At 51.1% G+C, this 26,343-nt stretch carries 30 protein-coding genes; 14 read left to right on the top strand and 16 right to left on the bottom strand.

All coding sequences use genetic code 11. The annotated features are described in order from the left end of the window. The first annotated feature begins 75 nt into the window (after positions 1 to 75). Positions 76 to 2,406 carry a S46 family peptidase gene (locus K3G39_RS05730; RefSeq protein ID WP_220625219.1) on the top strand — a complete coding sequence of 777 codons (2,331 nt, stop codon included), beginning with the start codon at positions 76 to 78 and terminating at the stop codon, positions 2,404 to 2,406. Positions 2,407 to 2,556: 150 nt separating this feature from the next. Here K3G39_RS05730 and K3G39_RS05725 read toward each other — a convergent pair whose 3' ends face one another. Further along, positions 2,557 to 2,760 carry an integrase core domain-containing protein gene (locus K3G39_RS05725; protein ID WP_220625218.1) on the bottom strand — a complete coding sequence of 68 codons (204 nt, stop codon included), beginning with the start codon at positions 2,758 to 2,760 and terminating at the stop codon, positions 2,557 to 2,559. Between K3G39_RS05725 and K3G39_RS05720 the strand changes: the two genes are divergently transcribed. Genes K3G39_RS05720 through K3G39_RS20760 form a run of 3 tightly spaced genes read left to right on the top strand, consistent with a single transcriptional unit; the run spans position 2,752 to position 4,492 of the window. Next, the gene (locus tag K3G39_RS05720) at positions 2,752 to 3,582 is read left to right on the top strand and encodes a hypothetical protein (protein ID WP_220625217.1); all 831 of its coding nucleotides are present in this window, start codon (positions 2,752 to 2,754) and stop codon (positions 3,580 to 3,582) included. The genes K3G39_RS05725 and K3G39_RS05720 overlap by 9 nt on opposite strands. Beyond that, positions 3,518 to 4,318, top strand: a complete 801-nt coding sequence (locus K3G39_RS05715; protein ID WP_220625216.1) for a hypothetical protein — start codon at positions 3,518 to 3,520, stop codon at positions 4,316 to 4,318. The genes K3G39_RS05720 and K3G39_RS05715 overlap by 65 nt, the downstream gene beginning before the upstream one ends. Before the next feature lie 39 nt (positions 4,319 to 4,357). Further along, positions 4,358 to 4,492, top strand: a complete 135-nt coding sequence (locus tag K3G39_RS20760) for a hypothetical protein (protein WP_255594032.1) — start codon at positions 4,358 to 4,360, stop codon at positions 4,490 to 4,492. Positions 4,493 to 4,494: 2 nt separating this feature from the next. Here K3G39_RS20760 and sigZ read toward each other — a convergent pair whose 3' ends face one another. The 6 genes from sigZ to K3G39_RS05685 all read right to left on the bottom strand — a co-directional run bounded on the left by sigZ (position 4,495) and on the right by K3G39_RS05685 (position 8,782). Then, positions 4,495 to 5,121: an RNA polymerase sigma factor SigZ gene (gene sigZ, locus K3G39_RS05710; protein ID WP_220625215.1), complete on the bottom strand. Its 627-nt coding sequence runs from the start codon at positions 5,119 to 5,121 to the stop codon at positions 4,495 to 4,497. A gap of 169 nt (positions 5,122 to 5,290) precedes the next feature. Further along, positions 5,291 to 5,713 (bottom strand): ArsI/CadI family heavy metal resistance metalloenzyme, encoded by a 423-nt coding sequence (locus tag K3G39_RS05705; RefSeq protein WP_220625214.1) that lies wholly within the window; start codon positions 5,711 to 5,713, stop codon positions 5,291 to 5,293. Positions 5,714 to 5,891: 178 nt separating this feature from the next. Next, the gene (locus K3G39_RS05700) at positions 5,892 to 6,260 is read right to left on the bottom strand and encodes a hypothetical protein (protein ID WP_253402402.1); all 369 of its coding nucleotides are present in this window, start codon (positions 6,258 to 6,260) and stop codon (positions 5,892 to 5,894) included. 217 nt (positions 6,261 to 6,477) lie between these two features. Next, complete coding sequence (locus K3G39_RS05695; RefSeq protein ID WP_220625213.1) at positions 6,478 to 7,257, bottom strand: TIGR03915 family putative DNA repair protein; 780 nt, start codon at positions 7,255 to 7,257, stop codon at positions 6,478 to 6,480. Between the two features lie 17 nt (positions 7,258 to 7,274). Then, positions 7,275 to 7,418: a hypothetical protein gene (locus K3G39_RS05690; RefSeq protein WP_220625212.1), complete on the bottom strand. Its 144-nt coding sequence runs from the start codon at positions 7,416 to 7,418 to the stop codon at positions 7,275 to 7,277. Between the two features lie 98 nt (positions 7,419 to 7,516). Next, complete coding sequence (locus K3G39_RS05685; RefSeq protein WP_220625211.1) at positions 7,517 to 8,782, bottom strand: putative DNA modification/repair radical SAM protein; 1,266 nt, start codon at positions 8,780 to 8,782, stop codon at positions 7,517 to 7,519. 239 nt (positions 8,783 to 9,021) lie between these two features. Here K3G39_RS05685 and K3G39_RS05680 point away from each other — a divergent pair, with 239 nt between their 5' ends. From K3G39_RS05680 to K3G39_RS05655, 6 genes are all read left to right on the top strand, one after another. Next, positions 9,022 to 10,911, top strand: a complete 1,890-nt coding sequence (locus tag K3G39_RS05680; RefSeq protein ID WP_255594031.1) for a hypothetical protein — start codon at positions 9,022 to 9,024, stop codon at positions 10,909 to 10,911. 63 nt (positions 10,912 to 10,974) lie between these two features. Further along, positions 10,975 to 11,589, top strand: coding sequence for a Dps family protein (locus K3G39_RS05675; RefSeq protein ID WP_220625210.1), 615 nt, complete (start codon positions 10,975 to 10,977; stop codon positions 11,587 to 11,589). 367 nt (positions 11,590 to 11,956) lie between these two features. Next, positions 11,957 to 12,808 carry a S1 RNA-binding domain-containing protein gene (locus tag K3G39_RS05670; RefSeq protein WP_220625209.1) on the top strand — a complete coding sequence of 284 codons (852 nt, stop codon included), beginning with the start codon at positions 11,957 to 11,959 and terminating at the stop codon, positions 12,806 to 12,808. A 143-nt stretch (positions 12,809 to 12,951) separates the two neighbouring features. Further along, positions 12,952 to 13,617 (top strand): oxidoreductase, encoded by a 666-nt coding sequence (locus K3G39_RS05665; RefSeq protein ID WP_220625208.1) that lies wholly within the window; start codon positions 12,952 to 12,954, stop codon positions 13,615 to 13,617. 55 nt (positions 13,618 to 13,672) lie between these two features. Then, a complete protein-coding gene (locus tag K3G39_RS05660) occupies positions 13,673 to 14,452 on the top strand; it encodes a cyclopropane-fatty-acyl-phospholipid synthase family protein (RefSeq protein ID WP_220625207.1) in 780 nt (259 codons plus the stop codon). Positions 14,453 to 14,566: 114 nt separating this feature from the next. Beyond that, positions 14,567 to 15,058 (top strand): hypothetical protein, encoded by a 492-nt coding sequence (locus K3G39_RS05655; protein ID WP_220625206.1) that lies wholly within the window; start codon positions 14,567 to 14,569, stop codon positions 15,056 to 15,058. Between the two features lie 28 nt (positions 15,059 to 15,086). Here K3G39_RS05655 and K3G39_RS20755 read toward each other — a convergent pair whose 3' ends face one another. Continuing rightward, positions 15,087 to 15,302, bottom strand: coding sequence for a hypothetical protein (locus K3G39_RS20755; RefSeq protein ID WP_255594030.1), 216 nt, complete (start codon positions 15,300 to 15,302; stop codon positions 15,087 to 15,089). Beyond that, a complete protein-coding gene (locus K3G39_RS05650) occupies positions 15,299 to 15,937 on the bottom strand; it encodes a hypothetical protein (RefSeq protein ID WP_255594029.1) in 639 nt (212 codons plus the stop codon). The genes K3G39_RS20755 and K3G39_RS05650 overlap by 4 nt, the downstream gene beginning before the upstream one ends. A 131-nt stretch (positions 15,938 to 16,068) precedes the next feature. Here K3G39_RS05650 and K3G39_RS05645 point away from each other — a divergent pair, with 131 nt between their 5' ends. After that, positions 16,069 to 16,326 (top strand): integrase core domain-containing protein, encoded by a 258-nt coding sequence (locus K3G39_RS05645; protein ID WP_370627203.1) that lies wholly within the window; start codon positions 16,069 to 16,071, stop codon positions 16,324 to 16,326. A 139-nt stretch (positions 16,327 to 16,465) separates the two neighbouring features. Here K3G39_RS05645 and K3G39_RS05640 read toward each other — a convergent pair whose 3' ends face one another. From K3G39_RS05640 to K3G39_RS05630, 3 genes are read right to left on the bottom strand one after another with little or no spacing between them, the layout of a single operon-like run. Beyond that, the gene (locus K3G39_RS05640; RefSeq protein WP_220625204.1) at positions 16,466 to 17,407 is read right to left on the bottom strand and encodes a succinylglutamate desuccinylase/aspartoacylase family protein; all 942 of its coding nucleotides are present in this window, start codon (positions 17,405 to 17,407) and stop codon (positions 16,466 to 16,468) included. A 1-nt stretch (position 17,408) separates the two neighbouring features. Beyond that, positions 17,409 to 18,311, bottom strand: a complete 903-nt coding sequence (rimK, locus tag K3G39_RS05635) for a 30S ribosomal protein S6--L-glutamate ligase (RefSeq protein ID WP_220625203.1) — start codon at positions 18,309 to 18,311, stop codon at positions 17,409 to 17,411. Positions 18,312 to 18,316: 5 nt separating this feature from the next. Continuing rightward, positions 18,317 to 18,820 carry a RimK/LysX family protein gene (locus tag K3G39_RS05630; RefSeq protein ID WP_255594028.1) on the bottom strand — a complete coding sequence of 168 codons (504 nt, stop codon included), beginning with the start codon at positions 18,818 to 18,820 and terminating at the stop codon, positions 18,317 to 18,319. Positions 18,821 to 19,416: 596 nt separating this feature from the next. Between K3G39_RS05630 and K3G39_RS05625 the strand changes: the two genes are divergently transcribed. Beyond that, positions 19,417 to 20,043: a transposase gene (locus K3G39_RS05625; RefSeq protein WP_220624268.1), complete on the top strand. Its 627-nt coding sequence runs from the start codon at positions 19,417 to 19,419 to the stop codon at positions 20,041 to 20,043. A gap of 205 nt (positions 20,044 to 20,248) precedes the next feature. Here K3G39_RS05625 and K3G39_RS05620 read toward each other — a convergent pair whose 3' ends face one another. From K3G39_RS05620 to cmk, 4 genes are all read right to left on the bottom strand, one after another. Further along, positions 20,249 to 21,070 carry an alpha/beta fold hydrolase gene (locus K3G39_RS05620; protein ID WP_220625202.1) on the bottom strand — a complete coding sequence of 274 codons (822 nt, stop codon included), beginning with the start codon at positions 21,068 to 21,070 and terminating at the stop codon, positions 20,249 to 20,251. 131 nt (positions 21,071 to 21,201) lie between these two features. Continuing rightward, positions 21,202 to 21,744 carry a DUF502 domain-containing protein gene (locus K3G39_RS05615; RefSeq protein ID WP_220625201.1) on the bottom strand — a complete coding sequence of 181 codons (543 nt, stop codon included), beginning with the start codon at positions 21,742 to 21,744 and terminating at the stop codon, positions 21,202 to 21,204. An 87-nt stretch (positions 21,745 to 21,831) separates the two neighbouring features. Further along, positions 21,832 to 22,716, bottom strand: a complete 885-nt coding sequence (locus tag K3G39_RS05610) for a 4-hydroxy-3-methylbut-2-enyl diphosphate reductase (protein WP_220625200.1) — start codon at positions 22,714 to 22,716, stop codon at positions 21,832 to 21,834. A 12-nt stretch (positions 22,717 to 22,728) separates the two neighbouring features. After that, the gene (gene cmk / locus K3G39_RS05605; protein ID WP_220625199.1) at positions 22,729 to 23,430 is read right to left on the bottom strand and encodes a (d)CMP kinase; all 702 of its coding nucleotides are present in this window, start codon (positions 23,428 to 23,430) and stop codon (positions 22,729 to 22,731) included. Between the two features lie 259 nt (positions 23,431 to 23,689). Here cmk and ade point away from each other — a divergent pair, with 259 nt between their 5' ends. Continuing rightward, positions 23,690 to 25,324, top strand: a complete 1,635-nt coding sequence (ade, locus tag K3G39_RS05600) for an adenine deaminase (protein WP_220625198.1) — start codon at positions 23,690 to 23,692, stop codon at positions 25,322 to 25,324. Between the two features lie 49 nt (positions 25,325 to 25,373). Continuing rightward, a complete protein-coding gene (locus tag K3G39_RS05595; protein ID WP_220625197.1) occupies positions 25,374 to 26,219 on the top strand; it encodes a sulfite exporter TauE/SafE family protein in 846 nt (281 codons plus the stop codon). Positions 26,220 to 26,343 lie beyond the last annotated feature (124 nt).

The raw sequence follows: 26,343 nt of genomic DNA, 5'->3' as shown, positions 1-26,343 counted from the left end.
ATTTACCGAACAACTGTTAGGAAACGCAATTTTTAGGTAAATTTGTCACAGTTTAACTAATCTTAACAAAATTTCATGTTAAAAAGAATCCTTTCACTCCTTCTTTTAGTCTCGCTTTGCGTTCCCTTCGCAAAAGCCGACGAAGGTATGTGGCTGCCGATGCTGATCAAGCGCCTCAACCACGCTGATATGCAGAAAAAAGGCCTGCAGCTGACTGCCGAAGAAATCTACAACGTGAACAACTCCAGCCTGAAAGACGCCATCGTACAGTTTGGCGGCTTCTGCACGGGTGAGTTCATTTCTGCCGAAGGTCTCTTGCTGACAAACCACCACTGCGGTTACGGCCAGATTCAGTCGCACTCTACTCCTGAGAAAGATTACCTGACCAACGGCTTCTGGGCCATGGACCGCAAGCAGGAACTTCCAAACGAAGGTCTGTTCGTGGACATCCTGGTGCGTATGGACGATGTGACCGGCAAAGTGCTGGAAGGCATTGACAACAACATGCCAGAAAAAGAGCGTCTGCAACTTGCTTCGCAGCGTGCGCAGGCCATTGCCAAAGAAGCCAGCGACAACGGTCAGTATGTGACCTATGTACGCGACTTCTTCAACGGAAACGAGTACTACCTGTTTGTTTACGAGCGCTTTACAGATGTTCGCCTGGTAGGCACGCCTCCTTCTGCCGTAGGGAAATTTGGTGGCGACACCGACAACTGGATGTGGCCACGTCACACTGGCGACTTCTCGATGTTCCGCGTATACATGGCGCCGGACGGCAAACCAGCTGACTACGCTGCCAACAACGTTCCTTACAAGCCAAAGCACCACCTGCCTATCAACATTGGTGGTGTGGAGCAGGACGACTTCGCAATGGTATTCGGCTTCCCGGGTCGCACCAAGCGTTTCATGACTTCCGAAGGCCTGAAACTCGACGTGAATCAACTGAACGAATCCCGCATTAAGCTGCGCGAGAAAAAGCTTGGCATCTGGAAAGAAGAGATGGACAAGAGCGATGCCGTGCGCATTCAGTACGCCTCCAAACATGCCTCTACTGCTAACTATTACAAATACTCTATCGGCCAGAATGCTGGTATCAAGCGCATGAAAACGGTTGAAGGCAAGCAGGCAGACGAGAAGAAATTCCAGGCCTGGGCTGATGCCAACGCGGAGCGCAAAGCCCTTTATGGCTCGTCGCTTAACGACATGAACGAAGCCTATGCTGAGATTGAGAAGTATAACCTGGCTAACGTATACCTGAACGAAGCGGTACTGGGCACGGAAGCACTCCTTTTCGCTTATCGTATGTCAACTCTCAACAATACCCTGAAAGCTGGTAACGCCGAAGCTGCCAAGAAGGCCGCCGAAGCCCTGAAACCAGTGGCAGAGACTTTCTTCAAAGACTACCACATGCCGGCAGACAAGAAAGTGTTTGCTGCCCTGATGAAGTCTTACCACGAAGACATTGCCAAAGACCAGCAGCCGGAGGCTTTCAAGAAACTGGTAGCTAAATACAAAGGCGATTTCAACAAACTGGCTGACTATGTGTACGGCAACTCTTTTGTGGTAAACAAGCAGAAGACGGAGAAGTTCCTGAACAACCCGACGCAGAAGCAGCTGGCCAACGACCCTGCCTTTGCTTTAGTGAACTCTATCATCGAGCAATACCAGCAGAACATCTCTCCTAAACTGGCTGAGAGCAGCGCGAAACTGGCCCGTGCCAACCGCCTGTATACCGCCGGTCTGCGTGAGATGAATCCGGACAAGGTATACTACCCGGATGCGAACTCGACTATCCGCCTGAGCTACGGTTCTGTAACCAACTACAAACCATCTGACGGTGTGACCTATGATGTGATCACGACCTTGGAAGGTGTGATGCAGAAGGAAGACCCAAGCAACGAGGAATTTATCGTGCCGGCCAAACTGAAGCAACTGTACGAAGCGAAGGACTATGGTCGCTACGCCAACAAAGACGGCGAGCTGATCGTGAACTTCATCACTGACAACGACATCACGGGCGGTAACTCTGGTTCTCCGGTGATCAACGGTAACGGTGAGCTGATCGGTCTGGCATTCGACGGTAACTGGGAAGCCATGACAGGTGACCTGGTATACGACCCGGATTACAAGCGTTGCATCAACGTGAGCGCCAACTACGTGCTGTTTATGGTGGACAAGTACGCTGGTGCTTCCAACCTGATCAACGAGATGACGATCGTTAACACGAACAGCCCAGGCCCTGCCGAAACTAGTGCAACGCCTGCCGCCGCAACTGCAGACAACGCAACTGAACTGCTGAATGCTGCCGTTGAACAAGCAGAAGCTGAGCTGGCTGCTGGTAAGAAATCAGTGAAAGTCCAGAAGAAAGACGGTAAAAGAAGAGCGAAAGTTGAAGTAAAAAACTAAGCTGAGCCATTCTTAACCATGTCTCGTACTGAAATAAGTTGACGGTTTAGAGACGAAATTACTTTTTAAATTGAGACCTCCAATGCGTTTGTGTTGGAGGTTTTCTTTTTCCACTGTTTCACCTCTAGTTCCTGCTGGGCGTGCATCTGCTCAGGTGTCAGGAAATGACACGAGAGGTGGGAAATGGCACGAGAGGTGGGGCCTGCGGGTGTTGTAGATGCTCACTGCCTGAGCTATCACCTGCACTGCCTCCAGGTGGTGGGCAAAGCCCCGCTCGAGGGCAAACACATCCTTCAAGATGCCATTCACCCGCTCGGCCACCGCGTTCTGGTAGGGGACGTACTTTTGAGTCATGCTCGGCTTTATCCGGGCCTTTTTTCTCTGCTGCTTTTTCCATATAAGGTTGATTTTAGTGTCAACCTATTTCAGGACGGGGCAAATGCTTTAATCCTACGCTACGAGCGCACCCTGCAGGAACGCCGCTGCTATACCTCCATTGACACCACCAGCTCCACCACACACTACCTTAGCTCACCCGACAAAGTACTGATGCGCTACCGAGTAAGCCATACACGTGACTATAGCCTGGGCATTACCGCAGAGAAAGACGCCGGTGAGCAGTTCACCTGGGATCCTGACACCCGCCGCTATGGTTTCGATTTTTACTCGGCACATCTGCAGCTCTACAATAAAGGCATGTTCAAAGCTATTGCGTTAGGCGATTACCAACTGCAGTTTGGGCAGGGTCTGTTGCTTTCGTCGTGCTATACCGTAGGCAAGGGCAGCGAAACGATTACGACTGTGAGTCGGCCCAACGTAGGTATACGCCCCTACAGTTCAGTACTGGAGCATGCCTTTTACCGGGGAGTAGCGGCCACTTATACCTTCGGGCGTGTGGATGTGACGAGCTTTGTGTCGAGTAAACGGATAGATGCCAACCTGCAAACGCAACTCGACACGCTCGATAATTTCGATGATTTCTTTACAGGTATACAGACGACCGGATTCCATCGTACGCCTAGCAAACAAAAAGCAGGCCCGGGAACAGATTATAGGCGGCAATGCCACTTACCAGAGCCGAAACCGCACCTTGCTGGCAGGTATAACGGCCATGGCGACTCACTTCAGCTCACCAATTCAGAAGGCAGGACTGCCCTACCAGCGCTTCGAGTTTAGCGGCACGCGCAATTACAACATCGGTGCTAACTACGCTTATACCTGGCAAAACGTATACCTGTTCGGCGAAACGGCCATTTCCAGAAGCGGTGGCATGGGCACTGTGAATGGCATGACGGCCAACCTCTCTAATAAAGTGGAACTGGCGATGCTCTATCGCTACTACGCACGCGACTTCCATACCTTTTATGGCAATACTTTTGGCGAGGGAACACGCAACATTAACGAACAGGGATTTTATACCGGCATCAAGATCAAGCCTTTTCCGAAGTGGGATCTCACAGCTTACTACGATCGGTTCCGCTTTCCATGTCTCCGCCACCGTATGGACGGGCCTTCACAAGGCGACGAGTACAAGCTGCGTCTTCTCTTCCGACCTAACCGTCAAAGTTCACTATACGCCCAGTTTCGCGCAGAAAGCAAGGGTCGTAACGTAGCTGATAACATCACTAGCATAGATTATGTGGGACAAGCCAATCGCAAGAACTACCTCTTGTACTATGAATTCACGCCTACGCCTGTTGTTAATCTCCGGTCCCGGGTGCATTTTATCAGCTTTGAGTTAGAGTCGCTACAAGCTACGGGCTACTTCATTTCGCAGGATATCAACTTCAATTTCAACAAGATCCGCCTGAGTACCCGCTACGCCGTCTTCGACACCGACGATTACGAAACCCGCCGATATGCTTTTGAAAGGGATGTACTCTACGCATTCTCTATACCTGCCTTCAGCTGAAGAGGAACCCGACTTTATGGGCTGCTACAGTTCAGGCCAATGCGCCGCATGGACGTATGGGTAAAATATGCCCTGACACATTACCGCAACCAGCGCACCATCGGTTCAGGATTGGAAACGATTGAAGGACCAAGAAGGTCAGATATCCGGGTGCAGACAAGGTATAGGTTTTGAATTCACGTCCCTTTCAACTGCACTTGAAGCGGCCTGCAACTCTCTTTTGCAGTGGCACTTACCAAAGCTCCCTTCCGGTCTAGTTCTAAATGGCAACACTCCAGGAACAGTTCTTTTAATTTCTCCCGCCCACGCTGCACCCGCGACTTGGCTCCGGAATAGGACATACCTAAACGCTTCGCGATTTCCTTTTGGCTGATGCCTTCTATTTCGCTCAATCGCAGCGGTTCGGCGTACTCAGATGGCAGCATGTTGATAAGTGGCAGCACCAGGCTTTCCGAATCCTGCTGTTCGGGGTCCTGCTGTAGCTGCTCTTCAAGTTTGCTTTCATCTTTTACAGGTATACTTCGGTCCTGCTCACGGTAGTAGTCATACACCGCGTTTCGGGCGATCTGGTAGAGCCATGCGTTTATATTCCGGACCTCCTGCAGCTGCTCACAATGCTTGTAGAGCTTCACGTACAGCTGTTGTAAGATGTCGTTTGCCTCGTCTTTGTCCTTCACCCGCTTCATCACAAAGCTCCGCAGCCTGGCTTCATACTCCAGGTATACCGGCGCTACAGCAGCACAGGTGTCCACTGAGGTAATTACTTGTTCATCTGAACAGGTATGGCAGCTTCTGTTTTCCATGACGCAAAGATTCTAACTGTGATAGCAGGTGGAGATATACATCAATTTACGAAGAAAAATATGGAAAAGGCAAATTCTCAAATTCTTCTGAAGGTACATAAAAATTAACCAGACCACAGCAGGTATGTGCTATACCTGCTGTGGTCTAGATTCGTAGTTTTATCTTGTACTAAATGGCAGTTGTTTCTATGATTGAGGTGGTGCGGGCATTAGCTCCTTCGCCGTACATAGTAGCTTCGCCGAAGGTATAGAAGGCCTCCCAGTCCACACCCTGCGGGTCGGTTATCCACGATTTTTCGGACTTAGCGTAGCAGCAGGTACACTTTCCTTCTTCCCGAATAGCTCCTTTGGCGCGCTTCAAGCGGCCGTATACCTCAGCCAGTTCCTCTTCACTCTCGGCCTGTATACCTAAGTGTTCTATACCTGCATTCTCGGGGTGCAGCGATATGGCGAAGTTGATGTGCGGGTCTTCCAGCATCCACTTGGCATAGTCTTCTTTTATAACCGTTGGCTTTTCTCCAAATAAGGCTGTATAAAAGGCGAGAGATTCGTGGAGGCTTTTAACGCGAACATTTACGTGAAATCTTTTCATGGCTTTGTCTTCTTAAGGTGATGTTTTCGAATTACACCTTGATGACGGCAGAAGCCCTGAAAAGACGCAGCCCCACGAAAAAAATTTCCATGGGGCTGCTACCAGTTAGTGTGCAAGGGTGAAATCGGCAAAGTAACAGACCCAGGGAGTGAGGGCAGGCCTGCCTCTTTGCTTTGTACTATAGGTAGGATGAAAAATTATTGCTGTTTTGCCAGAACTCGCGGCAGGTTTCGCGCTGCTTCTCCAGAAACTCCTGGTCGCGCTTCAGACTTTTCCAGTCGCCATAGCCGAGGCGTTCACAAAGCTTAAAGAAACTATCGCCCTGGTTTTGGCGGCCTTTAATACGGACCAATGCGCTTAGCAATGGACGACCCGCTTCATGCTCTGCTTCTGAAATTTCGTCGATTACGTCGTTAAGTTGTGATTTCTCGTAAGTGTTTTCGAGGTTAAGGCCCAACTCGGCTTCTAATATCAGATTTTGGAATGACATCAGGTGAGCGCGACCGCGGGCTACTTGAATAAGTTTTTTTCGTACGCGTGTGTTCATCGTTCTTTTTTAGATAATGAAGGACAGCGGACAACACCCGCTACTTTGTGCAGTGGGCTCCAACTGAGCAGTTTTCATAAAATATCTATATACACGTATACTCCAAAACCGGCATTCGGGTTGTCCTGTGTTGCGAAAAAATCACTCAAAAGTCAGGATTGTGCAGCCTTTGTTATGAAATATTACTGAAAAACAGGCACTTACAAACTCATCTTTTTCACTGTAGTCGTGGTTGTTTTTCGGAGAGGTATTTCCAGTAGCGTTTGGGTATATGGCGCAGGTGCAATTTGGGATTTTTGCGCTCTGGTATATTCACGTGGTCGAAGTATACCTGCCACAGCATCTGGTAATGGGTCTCGTTTTCATCGTATTGGTCGGCGTTAAGCTTGCTCTGCTGCCTGGGCGTCACGCCCGGGTTTTCCAACTGCACAAAGCTTGTCGCTCTTAAATCATAATAGACTCCATACCGCCGCGAAGTATCGTAAATGGCCCATCGCTGGTCGGCATAGCGCTTCTCAAAGTGGCGCACGATCAGTGGCAGCACATTAAAGTCAGGTGAGATGCTGGCATAATACAGACCATCAGCGGTTTTCTGAAAACGCACAAAAGCTTCCATGCGGTGTTTTTCACGGTGCACTTGCTTCTGGATCTGCTGTACCTGCAATATAAAGGGAGCTGTATAATTTCCTTCCACACTTTCAGGCGAGTCGAACACCAGCCGGGTATAGTCAAAGATCAGCCGCTCGAAGCCACTCTGCTCCCACAGGTAGGTATAGTACAGCGACTCCAGCGCCGAAACCGACAGCCGCTTCTTCAAACCCAACCACACCCGATTGGCTTTGCCCTCGTCTGTTATCACCCGCACGGTTTCGCCGAACATAGAAGGCTGCGCCAACTGCTCGGGCTCAATAGCAGTGGGCCAGGCTTTGCGCTCATAGGCCTCAAACACCACGGTGAGCAGCCCCTCAAAGGAACCGTCGTAGGTATAGAAGTACATCGGCAGAGGTATAGCAGCTACTGCTTCGCGTTGCTGTTCAGACGGGCTTTGTCGCGCTTGCTGTCATTTTGCATTCTGGAAGAAAGGCTCTGCAGGTGCGGCACCAGCATGTTGAGTTTGCAGCAGCAGGAAACACGGGCAACTTTAGTAGAATTTCTCATTGTCTTATGAATGGTTTGAAATGTTGTCTGATCTTTTTGGTTACACAAATCTGTATGATGCACTTCTCTCCCCTCTTCCATTTCACTTTTAATTGATACTAGCCAGCCCTCTGAAACAAGTCCAGCTGCTGCGTAAGCAGTGCGCTTCGAACGGAGCCTTCGCCAAACAGAATGCGGCGGCGCAGCTGTTCCGAGTCAAAGTCCTGCCGCTGCAGGCTTTTGGTCTGGCAGGTGATAAAATACTTGGCCCGCTTCAGCACCACGCCCATCTGGCGGAGGTGGTCGAAGTGCAGTGGCGCAAATCGCCGGGCTGATATGATCTTCTTGGCCGATTTCACTCCGATGCCCGGCACGCGCAATATCATTTCGTAGTCGGCGGTATTGATCTCCACCGGGAAAAAATAGCGGTTGCGCAGCGCCCAGCCCAGTTTCGGGTCGATGTCCAGGTCCAGGTTCGGATTCGCATCGTCCAGTATCTCCTTCACATCGAAACCATAAAATCGCATCAGCCAATCGGCCTGGTAAATGCGGTTTTCCCGGATAATCGGCGGCTCCGTGATGATCGACAACCTGCTATCTGTGCTCACTGGCACGTAACCTGAGTAGTATACCCGCTTCAGGTTATACACTTTGTAGAGTTGGTCCGACAGCTGCAATATCTGGCGGTCGCTTTCGGCAGTAGCCCCCACGATCAGCTGCGTGCTCTGCCCGGCTGGCGCGAACTTTGGCGTTGCTTTAAACAGCCTACTTTCTTCTTTAGCCTGGACCAGCTGGTCTTTGATCGAACCCATCGGCAACAGGATCTCACTATAGTTTTTCTCCGGCGCCAGGCTTTGCAGACTCTTTTCCGAAGGCAGCTCAATGTTCACGCTCAGGCGGTCGGCATACAGACCAGCTTCTTTTATCAGCTCGTCGCTCGCACCCGGTATGGTTTTGAGGTGAATATACCCGTTGAACTTCTCTTCCTGACGCAGCTTTTTGGCTACCCGCACCAGTCGCTCCATGGTATAGTCGGCATCTTTAAAAATGCCTGAACTCAGGAACAGTCCCTCAATGTAATTACGACGGTAAAAGTTAATAGTCAGGTCCACCACTTCTTGCACTGTGAAGGCGGTACGCTGCACGTCGTTGCTTTTGCGTGTCACGCAGTAAGCGCAGTCGTAGATGCAGAAATTGGTCAGCAGGATTTTCAGCAATGAAACGCAACGGCCGTCTTCGGTATAGCTGTGGCAAATACCCATACCTTCTGCATTGCCCAGGCCCTTGTTCTCGTTCTTTCGCTTCCCTCCGCTCGACGAACAGGAAACATCGTATTTGGCAGCATCTGCTAATATTTTTAGTTTACCTATTACCTTATCGTTCATCTTCGCTTCTTCTATCTACTTGACGGTTATAAAATTACAAAACTCTTAGCACAAACCCCAAAATAATTAGCAATAATAGTTATCAACACACTATCCACATTCAAATATTGCTAACATGATTAGCACAGGCCGTTTTTAGAATTTCAAACTGAAATTTTCCACATAAAGTCGAAAAGAGTATATTAGGAGGTTGTACCGTACAAACACGTACAACAGATAGTAAGCGCCCCTATACTTCCATGGCATTCCCACGTTCGCCCATTTTATGCTGCATATTAGCTTGCCTGCTAGGGGCATGGCTAGTGGCTGGCAATGCGCAGGCGCAGGAAATACCTCCCCGAAGGGATAGCCTTGCAGCACCAACCGATACCATCAAGCAAAAGTTTGACGAGCGCGTGATGAACAACCTGCGGGAGATCTCGCAGCGCAAAACGATCATGGGCAAAATGCTTAAAGCGATTCTGGTGTTCGACCGGAAAGACGAAGAGGTACTGGGCCTGGATGCGGAGCTGATTCAGCGCGAGTACGAGCGGCATAATTACAAAGTGGTGCGCAAGATCAATATCATGACGCTGGATGCGCTGGGCTATTCTATACATGACACCACCCGCGTGCCGCGCAGCTTTCTCGAAAAGGCTGGCAATTCGCTTCACGTCAAAACACGACGGCACCTGGTGCGCAACAAACTGCTTTTCCGGAGCATGGAAACCTTAGAACCGCTGGCTTTAGTTGAGTCGGAGCGTTTGTTGCGCCAAACCGACTATTTACTCGACGCCCGCATTATTGTGGACGAGCGCACCACCACCGAAGATAGCGTGGACGTGCTGGTGATCACCAAAGACATCTTTAGTTTGGGTGGTTCCGGCTCTTATACCCCATCGTCGGGTGCGGGTAGGGTAGCCTTGCGGGAGCTCAACTTTCTGGGACTAGGTCACCAGATCCGGGGCTCTTACCGCTTTAACATGGATGCGCCAAGATCCTGGGAAACCACCGCCGGCTATACCGTGGAGAACATCGGCAGCACCTACATTACCGCCGACATCAATTACTTCGATCAGAATTACTACAAAGAGCGCAGTGCCTTCCTGCGGCGCGACTTCTTTGCTACCAACACGCGCTATGCCGGTGCTGTCGGGGCCAGTAAGATAGACGAGCGGCTCCTGCTGCCGCCCGTGCCGGAAGATACTATCCAGCGCTTTGCTGACCTTGGCTATCAGTTGCAGGATGTATGGCTGGGTCGTTCTTTTAAGTTCAAGAACTACAACCTGGGCTTCGAACCGCGGGGCCGCCTGATTACGGCATTGCGGTTGATCAACACGAACTTCTACACCAGGCCTACCGAAAACTTTCAGGACAATGTGCTGGGTATTGCCAGTCTGGGTTACAGTGTGCGCCGCTACTACAAAGACCGCTACCTGTATGGTTTCGGGCGAACGGAGGACGTACCCGCCGGGGTACTGGCTTCTGTGGCATACGGCTACGAGCGGGGCGACCTTTTCGACCGCCGCTACTTTGGGCTGGATCTTTCTTTTGCCCGCTACAACAAGGATTTTGGCTACCTCTACGGCCGCGCCGGGTATGGCTCCTTTATAAGAAATGGCACATGGGAACAGGGTATGCTGGAACTGGAGACGCTCTACTTTACGCGGCTGTACGAGAACGGCAACTGGAAACTGCGCCACTTTATTCTGGGTCGCAGCACCATCGGCGTTAACCGCAATCCGGAGGAATTACTTTCGATCAACAACGAGGAGGGCCTACGCGGTTTTCGTTCTGATCTGCTGCGGGGCAACCGCCGCGTGGTAATTAATTACGAAGCCAACCTTTATACCCCTTTCTCGCTCTTCGGCTTCCGACTGGCCACGATGGCTTTTGTGGATGTGGCCTGGCTCTCGTATGGCAACAAAAGCTCTCCCTTCAAGAGCAAGCCATTTCCAGGCTTTGGAGTAGGTATACGCTTCCGCAACGAGTACCTGTCTTTCAGCACGATCCAGATTATGGTGGGCTATTACCCGAAGATCCCTCAAAACGAGAACTTCAACAACCTACGCATTTATGAGTCGTCGCGCTCGTATTACGACTTCGAAGACTTCCGCTTCACGCAGCCGGGCATACCTGAGTTCAGGTAAAATTCCTGTATCCTTTTAAGCTGATCGGGGTACACTGTTAGAGTAATTCAACAAACCCTGAACATGGAAAAGCTAAGAGAAAAATCAGAATATGAAGGCAACCCGGTCGGGCTGTCAAAAACGACTGCAACGGCTATGGCCAACGAATTGGACCGTCACTTGTCGTCTTTCATCACCCTGTATAACCAATACCACAAGCACCACTGGATGGTAGAAGGTCCGCAGTTCCGTGACCTGCACCTGTTTTTTGAGGAGCACTATACTCAGATTCACGAGCAGTACGATGCCATTGCCGAGCGCCTCACCGTGATGGGCTACTGCCCTACCTGCCATCCGGCCAAACAGCTGGAGCTTTCTTATATCGAACACGAGGAAGAAGGCGTGTTCCGCATCCGCGAGATGCTCAAAAAAGACATGGAAGACGAAAAGACAATCGTGCTGGAACTGCGCAAATCCATCAAAAAAGCTTTTGAGCAGGAAGATTTCGCGACCAAGGCATTGCTGGAGGGCATCCTGCTCAAAACAGAGGATCGTTGCCACCACATCGAACACTTCCTGGGCGAAGACGGCCTGTCCATCGGACTGATCGCCAGACCTGATGACATCATGGAAGAAGATGATCAGCCAGCCAAAGGGCAAAACGGCAAAGCCACAAAAAAGGCCAAAGCAAAATCCTAAGGTATAAGCGGCCATCCGGACTAAAGAATTCTTTAACAAAAGACAAAGGACTTTCAGGTATAGCCTGCTCGCTAATTTACTTTGGTTGAGCGTGTTGCTATCCCTTCCGGTGAAGTTAAGTGCTATTTGACATGCAGTAACAGGCAGCCCATGGTGGCTGCCTGTTTTGTTTTAAGCTGCTATACCTGGCAACTGCCTCTTGCCAGTAAAGCCCCAGCCCGACAGGTATAGCCGCCGAAAAAGCTGGTGCTGTTTTGCATCTTTACAGGTATAATCAGGTATAAGAAAAGCGACTGAAACCTACAGGCTATACCTGAAATGGTTTCGCTATATTTGCAACATTCTATACCTAACGCAATACCTTATTATGGTAGACCTCGGCCATTACAACGAACTGGAAATAGCACGCGAAGTGGACTTCGGCATGTACCTGACCTCTGAAGACGGCGACATCCTGCTGCCACGCAAGTATATACCTGAAGGCGCCAAAGTAGGCGATAAGGTACGCGTATTCGTTTACCGCGACTCCGAAGACCGTGTGATTGCCACTAACCTGACGCCACATGCCACCGTGCGCGAGTTCGCCTGCCTGATGTGTAAAGACAGCACCGACTTCGGCGCCTTTCTGGATTGGGGCCTTGAGAAAGACCTGCTTGTGCCACTGCACAATCAGAAAGATAAAATGCGCCCCGGCCGTAAGTACTGCGTGTATGTATACCTCGACGAAACCTCTGACCGCATTGTAGGCACAACCAAACTGGGCAAATACCTGCATAATGATGAAGCGCCAAACGAACTGACCGAGCACGAAGAAGTGGATTTGCTGGTAGCCGGCTTTACGGAAATCGGTATTAAAGTGATTATCAACAATCGCTACATGGGCATGCTCTATAAAAATGAGGTATTCAAGGAGCTACACATGGGCGACAAGGTGCGCGGTTATATCAAGACCATCCGTCCGGACAATAAGATTGACGTGACACTGCGCAAGCCGGGCACAACTGGCATGAGCGAATCCAACGAGGCGGCGGACAAAGTAATGGAAGTACTGGAAGCGGCCAAAGGCTATTTGCCACTGTCTGACAAAAGCAGCCCGGAAGAGGTATACCGTATGCTGGGTATGAGCAAAAAGGTGTTCAAGAAAGCAATCGGAGGTTTGTACAAAGAAGGTAAAATTGAAATAGACACAGATCACATCCGGTTGAAAGGCGACGAATAAGCTGCAATAGATTGTACTGTAGCGCTGCAATGAAGGCTAATTTCAAAACGAAAACAGCCGCAACAGGATTATTTACAGGAAAGCTCCGCATTTATTAACCTATGTGGCGGAGATTCACGTAACTGAGCGAAACGCAAACCTCCATGCACCGAACCCGAACCGCACTGATTGCCGGCGCCAGCGGCTTGGTTGGCAGTCACCTGCTGCGTATGCTCCTGCAAAGCGACCGCTACAGCCAGGTGATCTCTGTTGGCCGCCGCGAACTCGCCATCATTCACCCCAAGCTCGACCAGCAAATCGTCGACTTCGACAACCTCAAGAAAAGTGCCTCCGAACTGGCCGCCGACGATGTGTTCTGCTGTTTGGGCACTACCATCAAAAAAGCGGGGAGCAAAGAAGCTTTCTACAAAGTAGACCATACCTATGTCACCCAGTTGGCTGAGATTACGCTGCGCCGCAATGCCAGTCAGTTTCTGGTGGTTTCGTCGATGGGCGCCGATGCCAGGTCCCGCATGTTCTACAACCGCGTGAAAGGTAAAATGGAGCGTGATGTTCGGGCGCTGGGTTTTCAGTCGCTGCAGATTTTCAGGCCTTCGCTTCTGTTAGGCGAGCGCGATGAGCATCGTACCGGCGAGGAGATTAGTGCCCGGATCATGAAGCCGCTTTCTAAAATCATGTTCGGCCCTTTGCGCAAATTCCGCCCCATTCAGGCAGAGACTGTGGCCAGCGCTATGCTGCGTGTCGCTGCGCAAGACCTGAAAACCGACAAGGTATACCTGTCCGATGAAATAGAACGGTTAGGCCGCTAACCCTCTCTATACCTGACGCGTAAGCTGCAAGGCATTCTATATCTATATTATACCTATGCCAAACAAAAGCCTGCGCCGTGCCTTTCCCAAAACTTCACAATATGACCCGGAGTGGGTGCGCAAGCATTCTATGGGCGAAAACGTACTCTTCAACCTCGAGAGCCTCACCAAGTCCCTCCACCTGAAACCCGGCATGCGCGTACTCGACCTCGGCTGCGGCAAAGCCATCAGCTCTATTTTTCTGGCCATGGAGTTCGGCGTAACGGTCTGGGCCGTCGACGAGGCTGTGTCCGCCAGCGACAATTATGAGCGTATTTGTAGTGAAGGCTGCGAAGACAAGGTTTTTCCGCTGGAGATGGAGGCCCGCTCGCTCCCCTTTCCTGAGGAGTACTTTGATGCCGTGATTGTCGTAGACTCCTATACCTATTTCGGCACCGACGAGAAGTACCTGCCTTACATTGCCCGCTTCATCAAACCCGAGGGGCAGATCGCCATCGTGGACGTATGCTTTTCAGAAGAGATCGAAAGCCGTAGCCAGGTACCCGAATTTCTACAAGAAGATTATCAGAACTATTGGTACTTTATTCACACCATCGATTGGTGGCGTAGGCTTTGGGAGAAAACCGGGCTGGTTGAGATTGAAGCTGCCGCCGAACTGAATGAAGCCGGGCTTGTGCGTGAACAATACATAAAGGACTACCGGAACTCAAATGAGGAAGATGCCTTTGCTAAAGCATTAGAACTTGATAAAGAGAAGTTTATCACGTTTTTCAAGCTAATCGGGCGGCGAACATCCAAGACAGCCTACCTGCAATCGTACAAGCAATCGGGTTAAAATTTGTGAAAAAAGTAAATATTAGTTTTTTCGAACAGAAGAAGTTCTATTTTTGCAGCCTGCCAGCTGGACGTACCTGTCTGGCAAGCTGGATATAACTTTTTTTATAGAACAATGAAAACATTTCTCCGCGTCGGTTTTACCTTAGCTTTGGTGATGACGCTTGCTTTTGGTGCCAATGCACAGGAGTACAAAACAGGTATAGGTTTCAGAGGCGGTGTAGCTTCAGGCCTTACTATCAAGCATTTCATTAAAAGTGACGCTGCCATCGAGGGCATCCTAAGCACCAACTTCCGCCACAGAGGCGCCGTGATCACGGTACTTTACGAAAAGCACGCTCCGGCTTTCAACGCCAGAGGATTGCAATGGTACTATGGTCTGGGTGGTCACGTAGGCTTCCACGAGGGTCGCCACTACTATGACCACGGCCACAAACATTACCACGATGACCATGTGGTTGGCCTAGGTATCGACGGCGTACTTGGTCTGGAGTATTACATCCGCGATATTCCGTTTACAATCGGTGCCGACATCAAGCCATACATCAACATACCGCGCGGCGGCGGTTTCTGGGATTCTGCCCTGCACGTGCGCTACGTATTTTAAGATATACCTACCTAAACAAAAACATGAATCATCCCGGAGTTTGAATCAGGGATAAGTAGAGCAGATTCCAGAGGTTGGCCAGGGCCAGGCGGATGCGGTAAAGCGGTGTGGGAGTTTTCCTGCACCGCTTTCCTGTTCTATGGCAGCCCTGCCGGAGCAGGTTGGAGACGGCCTGGCGCAGCTCCTTTTCCAGCAGCGAGAGCAGGAAGGCGTAGACGAGCGTGACGATCTGCAAGAGTTTCATTCTATTGTCCCAGCACCAGAGCCTGCAGCTCTCCATGCCCATCTCTGCCTTGTTGAAGCAGAAGGCCTGCTCGACCTGCCAGCGGCGGGCGTAGGCAAAGACCAACCGCCAGGCGTCCCGATCCGTGTGCACCTCCTCATTGGTGAGCAATAACCGGGCTTGATGCGCAGGGCTCGCTTGGCTTTGACACTTCGCACGGCGCACAGGCCCTGGCTTTTGAGACGCTCCGTCTTCTCCTGCACGCTCTCGTCCCAGAGCAAGAGGGGCAGCTCGCGCTCTGCGGCCAGCAGCCGCTCCACATACTGCCGGGCCTGATGGCCCAGGTAGTCGGCGATCACCTCCGAGGACCAGTTCTGGCTGCGCAGCAGGTTGGAGAGGCGCTTGGTGCCGGCCGGCGCCTTGTGGGGGGAGAGCAGCACCCCGCCCAGCTCGCTCAAAAGCAGGCCCGAGGAGCGGCTGCGGTGGCGCACCAGTGCCTGGCACAGGGCCTGGAAGGTCAAAACAAGGCGGTGGTCCAGCAGCCGGTCGAGCTGCACCAGGAAGGGAGCGAGGAAATCCTCCAGGCGGTGGGAGAAAAAACGGGCCTGGGAGAGAACCTCAGGCGCGGAAGATGCGTTTTTAGAAGTAGTAAACATAAAAACCTCCTGTTTTAATGGTCATACAACCACAAAACAGGAGGTTCTTATGTTTCATCCCATTCCTAAACTTCGGGATGAACTGTGTTTTTTTATCTACTTGCCCCGTCCTGAAATAGGTTGACACTAAAATCAACCTTATATGGAAAAAGCAGCAGAGAAAAAAGGCCCGGATAAAGCCGAGCATGACTCAAAAGTACGTCCCCTACCAGAACGCGGTGGCCGAGCGGGTGAACGGTATTCTGAAGGATGTGTTTGCCCTCGAGCGGGGCTTTGCCCACCACCTGGAGGCAGTGCAGGTGATAGCTCAGGCAGTGAGCATCTACAACACCCGCAGGCCCCACCTCTCGTGCCATTTCCCACCTTCCGTGTCATTTCCTGACACCTGAGCAGATGCACGCCCAGCAGAAACTAGAGGTAAAACAGTGGAAAAAGAAAACCTCCAACACAAACGCATTGGAGGTCTCAACTTAAAAAGTAACTTCGTCTCAAACCCGTCAACTTATATCAGGACGAGACAACTATACCTTAAAAAGCAATGTGCATTAAGGCATCTCCCTGGTTCACGACGGGCATGTTATTGAGGCCTACTATGTAACCGGCAGCCGGGGCGTTCAGGCGCACTTCCATTTCGCCGTACGGATCCGTGATCGTGCCTACTACCTGACCTTTTTTCACATAGCCCCCTTCCTGCACATGGCTTCGGAACAGGCCCGCATTTTTGGCGCGCACCCAAATATCCTTCATGCAAATGGTGGTCGGCTCTGTCGGAGCAGGCGCTGAAGTACCCATACCCAGGTGGTGCATCAAGCGCAAAGTGCCCTCTATACCTGTTGCTATACCTCGCTCATCGAAGCGAAGCGACTCACCGGTTTCATATACCAGAATATGTTTGCCTAGTTTAGCAGCTTCCTTTCGGAGCGAGCCCTGTCGATGGGATGCATTTAGTGTGAAAGGCGCAGCAAAGGCCTCGGCCAATTGTTGATTTTTAGGTTCGGCCAGCACACAGCGTATCTGCGGGTAGTTACCCCGACTGGAGCCACCTGTATGGAAATCCACGCCGTAGTCAATAAAAGGCATCACTTCTTTCATAAAACGGTGCGCCACACGGCTTGCCAGCGAACCTTCCCTGTTCCCGGGAAAGCTGCGGTTCACGTCTTTGCCATCGGGCACGTCGCGCGAAAAGTTCAGGAAGCCATAGATGTTCAAAATGGGCACCGCAATGATAGTACCTTTGAGCGGGTACAGCATTTTTTTTGTGATCATGCGGCGGATGATCTCTGTGCCGTTCACCTCGTCGCCGTGCATACCGGCCATCAGCAAAAGGACTGGTCCGTCATGCACCGAGCGAAACACATAAACCGGAATATCGATAACAGTACCGCTGGGGAGTTTCGAGATAACAAGCCGGGTAAGCACTTTCTCTCCACGGTCTATACTTACACCGTTGATCTTAATGGTTTCAGGCATGCTATTCGTTTACTCGTTTGGCCTTCTTCTTCTGCACCAGCCCTTCTACGTACTCAATTATTTTAGAAGCGATGTCTTTATTGGTTGCCTTCTCTATACCTTGCAGCCCCGGCGAGGAGTTCACTTCCAAAATGAGCGGTCCGCGTTTGGACTGCAGCATATCTACACCGGCCACGCCCAGCCCCAGCGATTTGGCGGCCAACAAAGCAGCGGCCTTCTCCTGACGGCTGAGCTTGATGAGGTTGGCATTGCCGCCACGGTGCAGGTTAGAGCGGAACTCGCCCTCCTTGCCCTGACGCTTCATGGCGCCAACCACTTCGCCGTTCACTACAAAAGCACGTATATCGGCGCCTGCTGCCTCAGCAATAAATTCCTGCACAATGATACGGGCCTTCAGGTTATGAAATGCCTCAATCACCGATTCAGCGGCTTTTTTGGTTTCGGCCAGCACCACACCCAGGCCCTGCGTTCCTTCAAGTAGTTTGATCACCAGCGGCGCTCCGCCCACTTCCTTCACCAGCATAGAAGTCTCCTTGGAATAATTGGTAAAGGCAGTCTTGGGCATACCCAATCCGGCACGTGACAGGATCTGGCTGCTACGTAGTTTGTCGCGGGAGCGCACGATGCTCTGCGAGTCCACGGCGCTTCTTACTTTCATCATCTCAAACTGACGCACCACGGCCGTACCGTAAAAGGTAACCGAAGCCCCGATGCGCGGGATGATGGCATCGATATCAGTCAAGCGTTCTCCCTTGTAGAGAATGTGCGGGTCGCCCTGCTCAATCACAAGGTCGCAGCGCAGATGGTCGAGCACCACGGCTTCGTGGCCGCGTTGCTGGGCAGCTTCCACCAGGCGGCGGGTAGAGTACAACTTAGCGTTGCGAGAGAGAATCGCTATTTTCATAAAAACTATTTGTTCTTCTTTTGTTTGTTGTTGAATTTGAGTGAGACGTTTTTACGGGAAACGTCTACCGTAAACCGACCCTTGAGCAATTTGCGACCAATGAGCACCGGGTACTTCATATCGCTGCGGTCCGATAGTGAGAACTCCGCCTCTATCAGCTCGTCGAAAAGCTTGATCATGGTCTTGATAACGTAGCGCTCCTGCACGTCCCCAAACGAGTTACGGATATCGCGTAGGCTATAGTCTGAAAAAGTTAGCTTTTTGTGATTGTACTGTGGGTGCGACGGGTCTAGTAAGTCCAGACAGATCACTTTTGTTCCGTCGGCGCGGGTTTCCTCATGAATATCCGAACAATGAATTGCCGAGGTATAAGCACCGGTGTCGATCTTGGCCTCTATCTCATCGATATCCAACTCCGGAAAGGCCACCATTTCGCGCCTGCCGATGATCTTTTTCTCTGGTTTGGGCTTTTTTAGGTTCTCCTCTTTCATCAGCGCCAATTTAAGCATAATGGTTTACGTACGACGCATCAGGGTCAGGATTTTCGGAATCAGAAAGGATTAATTTGTCTGGACCTTCATACAGGGGCCCCTACCCCAAGTGAGGTATTTTTCTGCTACTGCTTTCCTGTCTGTCATCCTGAAAGGACCTTGGTTAAAGGGAGGACAGGCAGTTGCTATAACCCACCCTTGCCCCTCCCAAGAAGGGAATCTCTGTAGCAGCTCAATTTCAGGTATAGGAGTTGAAGGTGCGGTTGCTTATACACGAATAACATCCCCCAAGAAGGGGAGTTTCTGCTACTGCTAGTTTGTAGGTATAAGCGTTGTAGCACATGACCACCGGCAGGTATAGCAAGACTAACTTGTACCTGAATCAACGGAGCAGACTATGGTGCTAGGTGCACCTTTTGACACTCCACTGTTGGGGGTGAAGGGGTCCCCCTGTCAAGAGCGGTCAGCGAGTGGGGTAGGGGCCCTCGATTTGGAGGGTCTTGTTTTTTTGCTTACTGGGGGTAGGGGCCACTACTGTTCGAAACCTTTTAAGGTACGTATTCTATGATAGGAATTTTATCGGGAAGGAGGTTGAGATGAAGGCAAAGGACTTATTGGCATTTATCCCTGAAGCGGATCTTTCGCAGCTGGCGGCCCGGACGCGGGTGGACCACCAGGTCAAGAAGCTCAGCGGGCGGGTGATGTTCCAACTGCTGCTGCTCTCGCTGTTGGAGGGGGGCAAAGCAAGCCTTCGGGTGATGGAGGAGCTGCTGGCCGTGGGGCAGCAGCCCGAGGGGACGACCCTCACCGTGCTGAGCGATGCCTGGGTGAGCTTCCGGGAAAAGCCCGGAAGCTACCTCGAAAAGCCCCTGCGCCTGGTCAAGGCCACCCTGGAATCGGGGGAGCAGATCTGCTTTGTCACCAACATCGCCTGGCTGGATGCCTACCAGGTAGCGGCTATCTACAGGGAGCGCTGGCAGATCGAGGTGCTCATCAAGTTCCTCAAGCAGCACCTGCAGCTCGAGCACCTGCTCACCCGGGACGTGAACGGCATCCAGGTCATGCGCTACATGACCCTGATCGTGGCCCTGCTGCTCATCGTCTACCGCAAGCTCAACAAGCTCGACAGCGACCGCCGCGCCAGGCTGCGCTTTGCCCAGGAATTGGACGTGGAAATAGTCAGACAGATCGTGCTGCTCTGCGGAGGGGACCCTGCCAAAATGGAAAAATTCGTCACTTGACAAGGTTTCGAACAGTAGTGCCCCCTACCCCCAGTAAGCAAAAAAGTAAGTGCCCGCCGCACAGGCGAAGCTATGAAATAATACATCTTGCTATACCTGCAAAAGGCAATAGCTAAAAAGCTATACCTAGGCCAGAGGCCCCACCATAGCAGAACGAACGTGGATACCCACGCCATGAAGCTATACCTACAACAGCCTTTACTACTTACCCAATCGGAGGTATAGATTGAGTTCGTTTCTTATGCAGCAACTCCGCAACCTCCTGCAGCAAATGCGAATGACCGGCTTTGAGCACCACCAGCTCCCCTTTGTGCAGGGCTTTTATAAACACACTTACCCGCTTGGGAGAGATGATTTGGTCAAACTCGCCGAGAAACATTGTAACCGGCACCTGGTTGTGGTTGAGGAGTCGCACAATCTCGCGGATGTCGAAGTTGAGTTCGCGGAAGCCGATCCAACTGCGGTATACCCGCAAGCGCTTCTCGGTGCTGTCCATTTGGAAGCGGGCGAAGCGGACCAGACTTTTGTGAATCATGTTATACCTGTTCAGCACATTCAAAAGTCGGAAGAAGGGCTCTGGCTTAAGCACGGTGCGCTTGAAGAGCTGCTGCAGCCAACCCGGGTAGGTGGCAATATTGTACCAGAAGCTAGTCTTGATGCCGTCCGGCGCGATCAGGAAAAGCTCGTCGATGCGCTCTGGGAAGCGTTCCACCAGTGTCAGTGCGAATTTTCCCCCCATGCTAAAGCCCATCAGCGAGAAGTGATCTATCTTTTCCTTCTTGAGAAACAAACTAACCAACTCCTGCAGAAAATCCTTGTCGAGCGGCATGTTCTCTTTGTGCAGACTGCTTTGACCATGGAAAAACAGGTCGAAGGCGTAGATGGTATAGTCACTGCCGAGCGCATGGCCCATCGGTTGGTAATAGCTGCAGCTCTGCCCATAGCCATGGAAAGCCAGTAAAGGCTGCGTGCCCTGCCCCAGCACCCTGTAATGCAGCTTCGTACCGTTATGAATAATATATGGCATCCTGGCGCAATGTGTTCTCTCCTTTACTTATTCGGCATGCATACAAATAAGATACATGTTCAGGCTTAAAATTTTAGTTAGTTCAGCTGAAGGGGCTTTTTACTGAGGTGAAAGGTATAGCCCCTGCTCATTTAAAGCTTTGACACACCTCCCGAAACAACAAATTTCATCACATCGCTGCTCGGCAGGTCCAGGTATACCACGTTGCGCTTGGGCACCACAAACAGCTCGCCCGAAAAGTTATAAGAGTGCGGGAAGTATACGGCTACGCGGTCTTCTACATTTACAGAGCTGAAAGCATCCTGCGTCACGAAACCGAACTTCAGGTTATCTGAGTCCTCTGACATCTTCACCATCACGGGCTTGTTAAACTTCTGATTGTCGCCCACAAAGGCATCGAACAGATCTTTGATACTGGAATAGACGATGCCCACCAGCGGCACTTTGTTAAACCAGCGCCCTGTGATGACGATAAAGGGTTTCACGAAGAAGGACGAGCTGATAAAACCAATCAGGGTAAGCAGGACAAACATGAGCATAATTCCCAGCCCAGGTATACCTAAGTCGAAAAGGCTATTCATCCAGTCGATGATGGCCACAATGATCCATACTGTAATGGTGAAGGGTGCTACAATAAGTAGTCCGTTCAGAAAATAGCGTAAAATGCGTCTCATGTGGATGGTGCGTTAAAAAAATAGGCTTTACCGAAGCAAAGCCTAAATGTAGCTAAAAAGCCACTATTTTGTAGTATAGGATTATCGCTATACTGTTTCGAGGTCAAATTTTTTGATACTGTCGGCTACCTGCTGCATCAGCCACATAGGCGTGGAAGTAGCGCCGCATATACCTACACTCGCAGCATTGGCAAACCACTCTCTTTCCAGCTCTTCTTCGTTCTCCACAAAGTAACTGTTGGGGTTATGCTGCTTGCACACGCTGTAGAGGGCTTTCCCGTTAGAACTTTTCTTGCCGCTCACAAAAATGATCACATCGTGTTCCACTGAGAACCTGGTTAGTTGCGGCTCGCGGTTAGACACCTGACGGCAGATGCTGTCGTTGGCGTTGAAAGCTGTGCTGTCCTGCTTTGCCTGCTGTATGCGTTCTTCGATGAGCGATTTGATGTGGTAAAAGCCTTTGGTGCTTTTGGTGGTCTGGCTGAAAAGAGTAACCGGACGCGAGAAATCGATCTTATCCAGATCCTCCTCCGTGGTCACGATAATGGCTTCGTCACCTGTCTGGCCTGCCAGTCCGATTACTTCGGCATGGCCCACCTGACCGTAAATCACGATCTGGCCGCCTTTGGTTTTGTCCGCATCGAAGGCGTGCTTTACGCGGTTCTGCAGTTTGAGCACCACCGGGCAGGAAGCGTCTATCAGTTCGATGTTGTTTTCTAAAGCTGTCTTATAGGTTTCCGGTGGCTCGCCGTGCGCCCGGATCAGCACTTTGGTATCGCGCAGTTCTTTAAGCTGTTCCCGGTCGATGATGCGAAGGCCCTTTTGGTACAGGCGCTTCACTTCCATGCTGTTGTGCACAATATCGCCCAGACAATAGAGTTCCTCGCAGTTCTCCATTTCATCCTCCGCCATCTGTATGGCAAATTCGACGCCGAAGCAGTAACCGGAATTTTTGTCTATCGTTACGTTCATCTCTTCTTTCCTCTATTCCTGTAAAGCAAAATCACCGTTGAAGATACGGGAAGTTACCTTATTAAGCACAAACTCCACCTGTTCGTCGATGGTCATGTGCGAAGTATCCAGCAAAAAAGCATCGTCGGCTCGACGCAGCGGACTCTCAGCCCTGGTCGAGTCGATCAGGTCACGCTTTTGCAGGTTCTGCTTTATTTCATCAAGATTGATAAGTTGCTTCTTCTCCAGCAACTCATCCTGACGTCGACGGGCACGGGTATCCACATCGGCGGTCATAAATATTTTTACCTCCGCATCCGGAAACACAGCTGTTCCAATGTCGCGTCCGTCCATCACTACACCACGTTTTCTGCCCATCTTCTGCTGCTGGGCTACCATGGCGCGGCGCACTTCCTTTACCACACTCACCTCACTCACCTGGTTGGAAATGTACATCTTGCGAATCTCATCCTCCACATTCAGCCCATTAAGGAATACTTCGTTTCTTTTGGCCTTTGGGTTGTAGTGAAACGTGATATCTATCTTATCGAGGGCATCGTTCACCTCTTTGGGGTTAGTGAGACTGACGTGATGCTCCAGAAAATAAAGCGTAACCGCCCGGTACATAGCACCGGTATCGATGTAAGCGTAGCCTAGTTCGGCAGCCACCAGCTTGGCCGTTGTACTTTTTCCGCACGAGGAGTAGCCATCTATGGCGATTACAATTTTTTTCATGGTAAGCTGTCAGGAGTTAGTTCGAATCGCAAGGGCAGGGCACGTTGCCTTTCTTGCTCTTTTTCAAGTAGGAGGCCGTCTTTTTCTGTTGCGGTGTTTTGGTCGTACAGCCAGCCAAAGGGCCGGTTGCCAAAAATCCCGCCAGTAGTATGTATGAAATTATCTTTCTCAAAACGACTTAATTTAACGCAAATATAAAGTAATTTACGGGTTCAATCCCCATCAGCGGGCATTTTATATCCACAAGACAGTCCTATCCATGCATACCTCCTATACCGTAAGCGGACGCATTATTGACCTGCACCAGCAAGAGATTTTTGAGGGAACGGTCCATGTGTCAAACGGCCGCATTTCTAAAATAGTTCGTGAGGCCACCTCCTCTTCCAGTTATATTTTGCCCGGCTTTGTAGATGCCCACGTACACGTGGAAAGCTCCATGCTTGTACCTTCCGAATTCGCCCGACTGGCCGTGCCGCACGGCACGGTGGCCACGGTGTCGGACCCGCACGAGATCGGCAATGTGCTGGGTATAGCTGGCGTAGAGTACATGGTGGAAAACGGAAAAAAGGTACCCTTTAAGTTTTATTTCGGGGCTCCCTCCTGCGTACCGGCCACTCCTTTTGAAACAGCCGGTGCTGAGATAACGGCTGCCGACATCGAAACCTTGTTCCAGCGCGACGAAATAAAGTACCTGGCCGAGATGATGAACTGGCCCGGCGTGCTGCACCGCGACCCTGTGGTGATGGAGAAAATCGAACTGGCCAAGAAATACGGCAAAGCAGTGGACGGTCATGCACCCGGATTGCGCGGCGAACAGGCTGCCCTTTACGCATCGGCCGGCATCACCACCGATCACGAGTGCTTTACAGCAGAAGAGGCGCTCGACAAACTAGCGGTAGGCATGAAGATCCTCATCCGGGAAGGAAGTGCCGCCAAGAACTTTGAAGCGCTTATACCTTTGCTCGCCAGCCATCCGGACAGCATCATGTTCTGCTCCGACGACAAACACCCTGACAACCTCGTGGAAGGCCACCTGAACCTGCTCGTGAAACGCGCCCTTGCCAAAAACCATGACCTGTTCCATGTGCTGCGTGCCGCCTGCCTCAACCCGGTCGAGCATTACAAGCTGGAAGTCGGCTTGCTGCGCGAAGGCGATCCTGCTGACTTTATCCTGGTCAATAACCTCGAGGATTTTGTGGTGGAAGCAACCTACATCAATGGGGAGTTGGTAGCAGAAAAGGGCAAGTCTAAAATCACCTTCACGCCAAGTGAGGAGATCAACAATTTCAATACCGAACCGAAAACGCCGGAGCAGTTCCGACTGCCAGCCGACAGCGCCAGTAAGATCCGGGTGATTGAGGCGTTTGACGGGCAACTGATCACGCACCAGATATGGGCGGAGCCGAAAATCGAAAATGGCTTTATCCAGTCAGATGTGCCGCAGGATGTGCTCAAGATAACCGTTGTGAACAGGTATGAGAATGCCGAGCCAGCAGTGGCCTTTATCAAGAATGTAGGTATACAGCGCGGTGCTATCGCCTCCTCCGTTGGCCACGACTCGCATAACATTATTGCCGTGGGTGTAGACGACGAAAGCATCGCTCGCACCGTGAACCTGATCATCAGTGCAAAAGGTGGCGTGGCTGCCGTGGATGGCGATAATGAGCAATTGTTACCACTGCCGGTCGCAGGTATTATGTCGGCGGCAGACGGCTATGAGGTGGCCCAGGCTTACTCGGCTATCGACCGCATGAGCAAGGAGATGGGCAGTAAACTGGCCTCCCCTTTCATGACGCTCTCGTTCATGGCACTGCTGGTTATACCTTCGCTCAAGCTCAGCGACAAAGGATTGTTTAACGGAGATGACTTTAAATTCGTACCTGTAGCTGAATAGTATACCTTGCATAAAAGGTATAATACCACGGCCCTGCGGGGCTTTGCAAATGGAGGAATTCATCATTTTTGTCGTGGGTGCGCTCGTGAGTGGGTTTGGCACCATCATCGGTTTCGGAGGAGGCGTGTTCATGGTGCCGATCCTGATCATCTTCTTCGGATACAACATCGAAATAGCCATCGGTGCGACCATGTCGGCGCTGGTGCCGGCTTCTATCATTGCCTCTGCCTTTAACCTACGCGACCGCAGCATCGACTACCTGGTGGGTTCGCTTATTCAGTTTCCGGCGGTGGCCGGCACGGTGCTGGGTGCTTTTATGGTAGCTTTTTTACCGGTCTCAGAGCTGCAGGTCATATTTGCGCTTTTCGTGCTGACAGTGGGCTTCTTTATGGTGAAGCCTCAGAAAAAAGAGCGGATGCAGCGCCATTCCGGCATGATGTACCGCATCCGTCGGGTGCCGACTTCCTTTATCCGGAAAAACAGGGCCAAGCACCTGGCTTACCGGCTCAACGGTGGTGTGGTTTCAGTGTTTGGGTTTGCCTCAGGTATAATAGCCGGTTTATTTGGCATTGGGGGCGGTTTCCTGCAAACGCCCATGATGATCAAGCTGTTCCGGATGCCTTCTCAGATCGCCACGTCTACTTCACTTTTCATTTTGGTTATTACCAGCTTTACGGGATTCATCAGCCACTACCTGCTCGGCAATGTGATCTGGAGCCGCAGCCTGCCGCTAATGGCAGCTTTTGCACTTGGGGCTATTGGAGGCAACCTGGTGAAAAAACGGCAGGGAAAGATGCAGGATATTGAAAAACTGATCGGGATTGGTTTGCTGCTGGCCGGCGGGGGCGTGATTCTGAACCTGCTGATCAAATCCAATTTTGGCTTCTCGTTCTAGGTATAGCGCAACCTCCCTTTGTAGTCGCCTATACCTACTATTCTTCAGGTATAACCTAAAATCGGTTAATATTCCTCACGCTCTTTCCGTATACCTGGCGTTCAAAAATAAAACGAGCCGATGC

This window comes from Pontibacter sp. HSC-14F20 (assembly GCF_019599265.1).
GTDB lineage: Bacteria > Bacteroidota > Bacteroidia > Cytophagales > Hymenobacteraceae > Pontibacter.
Note: the sequence above shows the minus strand (reverse complement) of the source record. Positions and strands in the feature narration are given on the sequence as shown.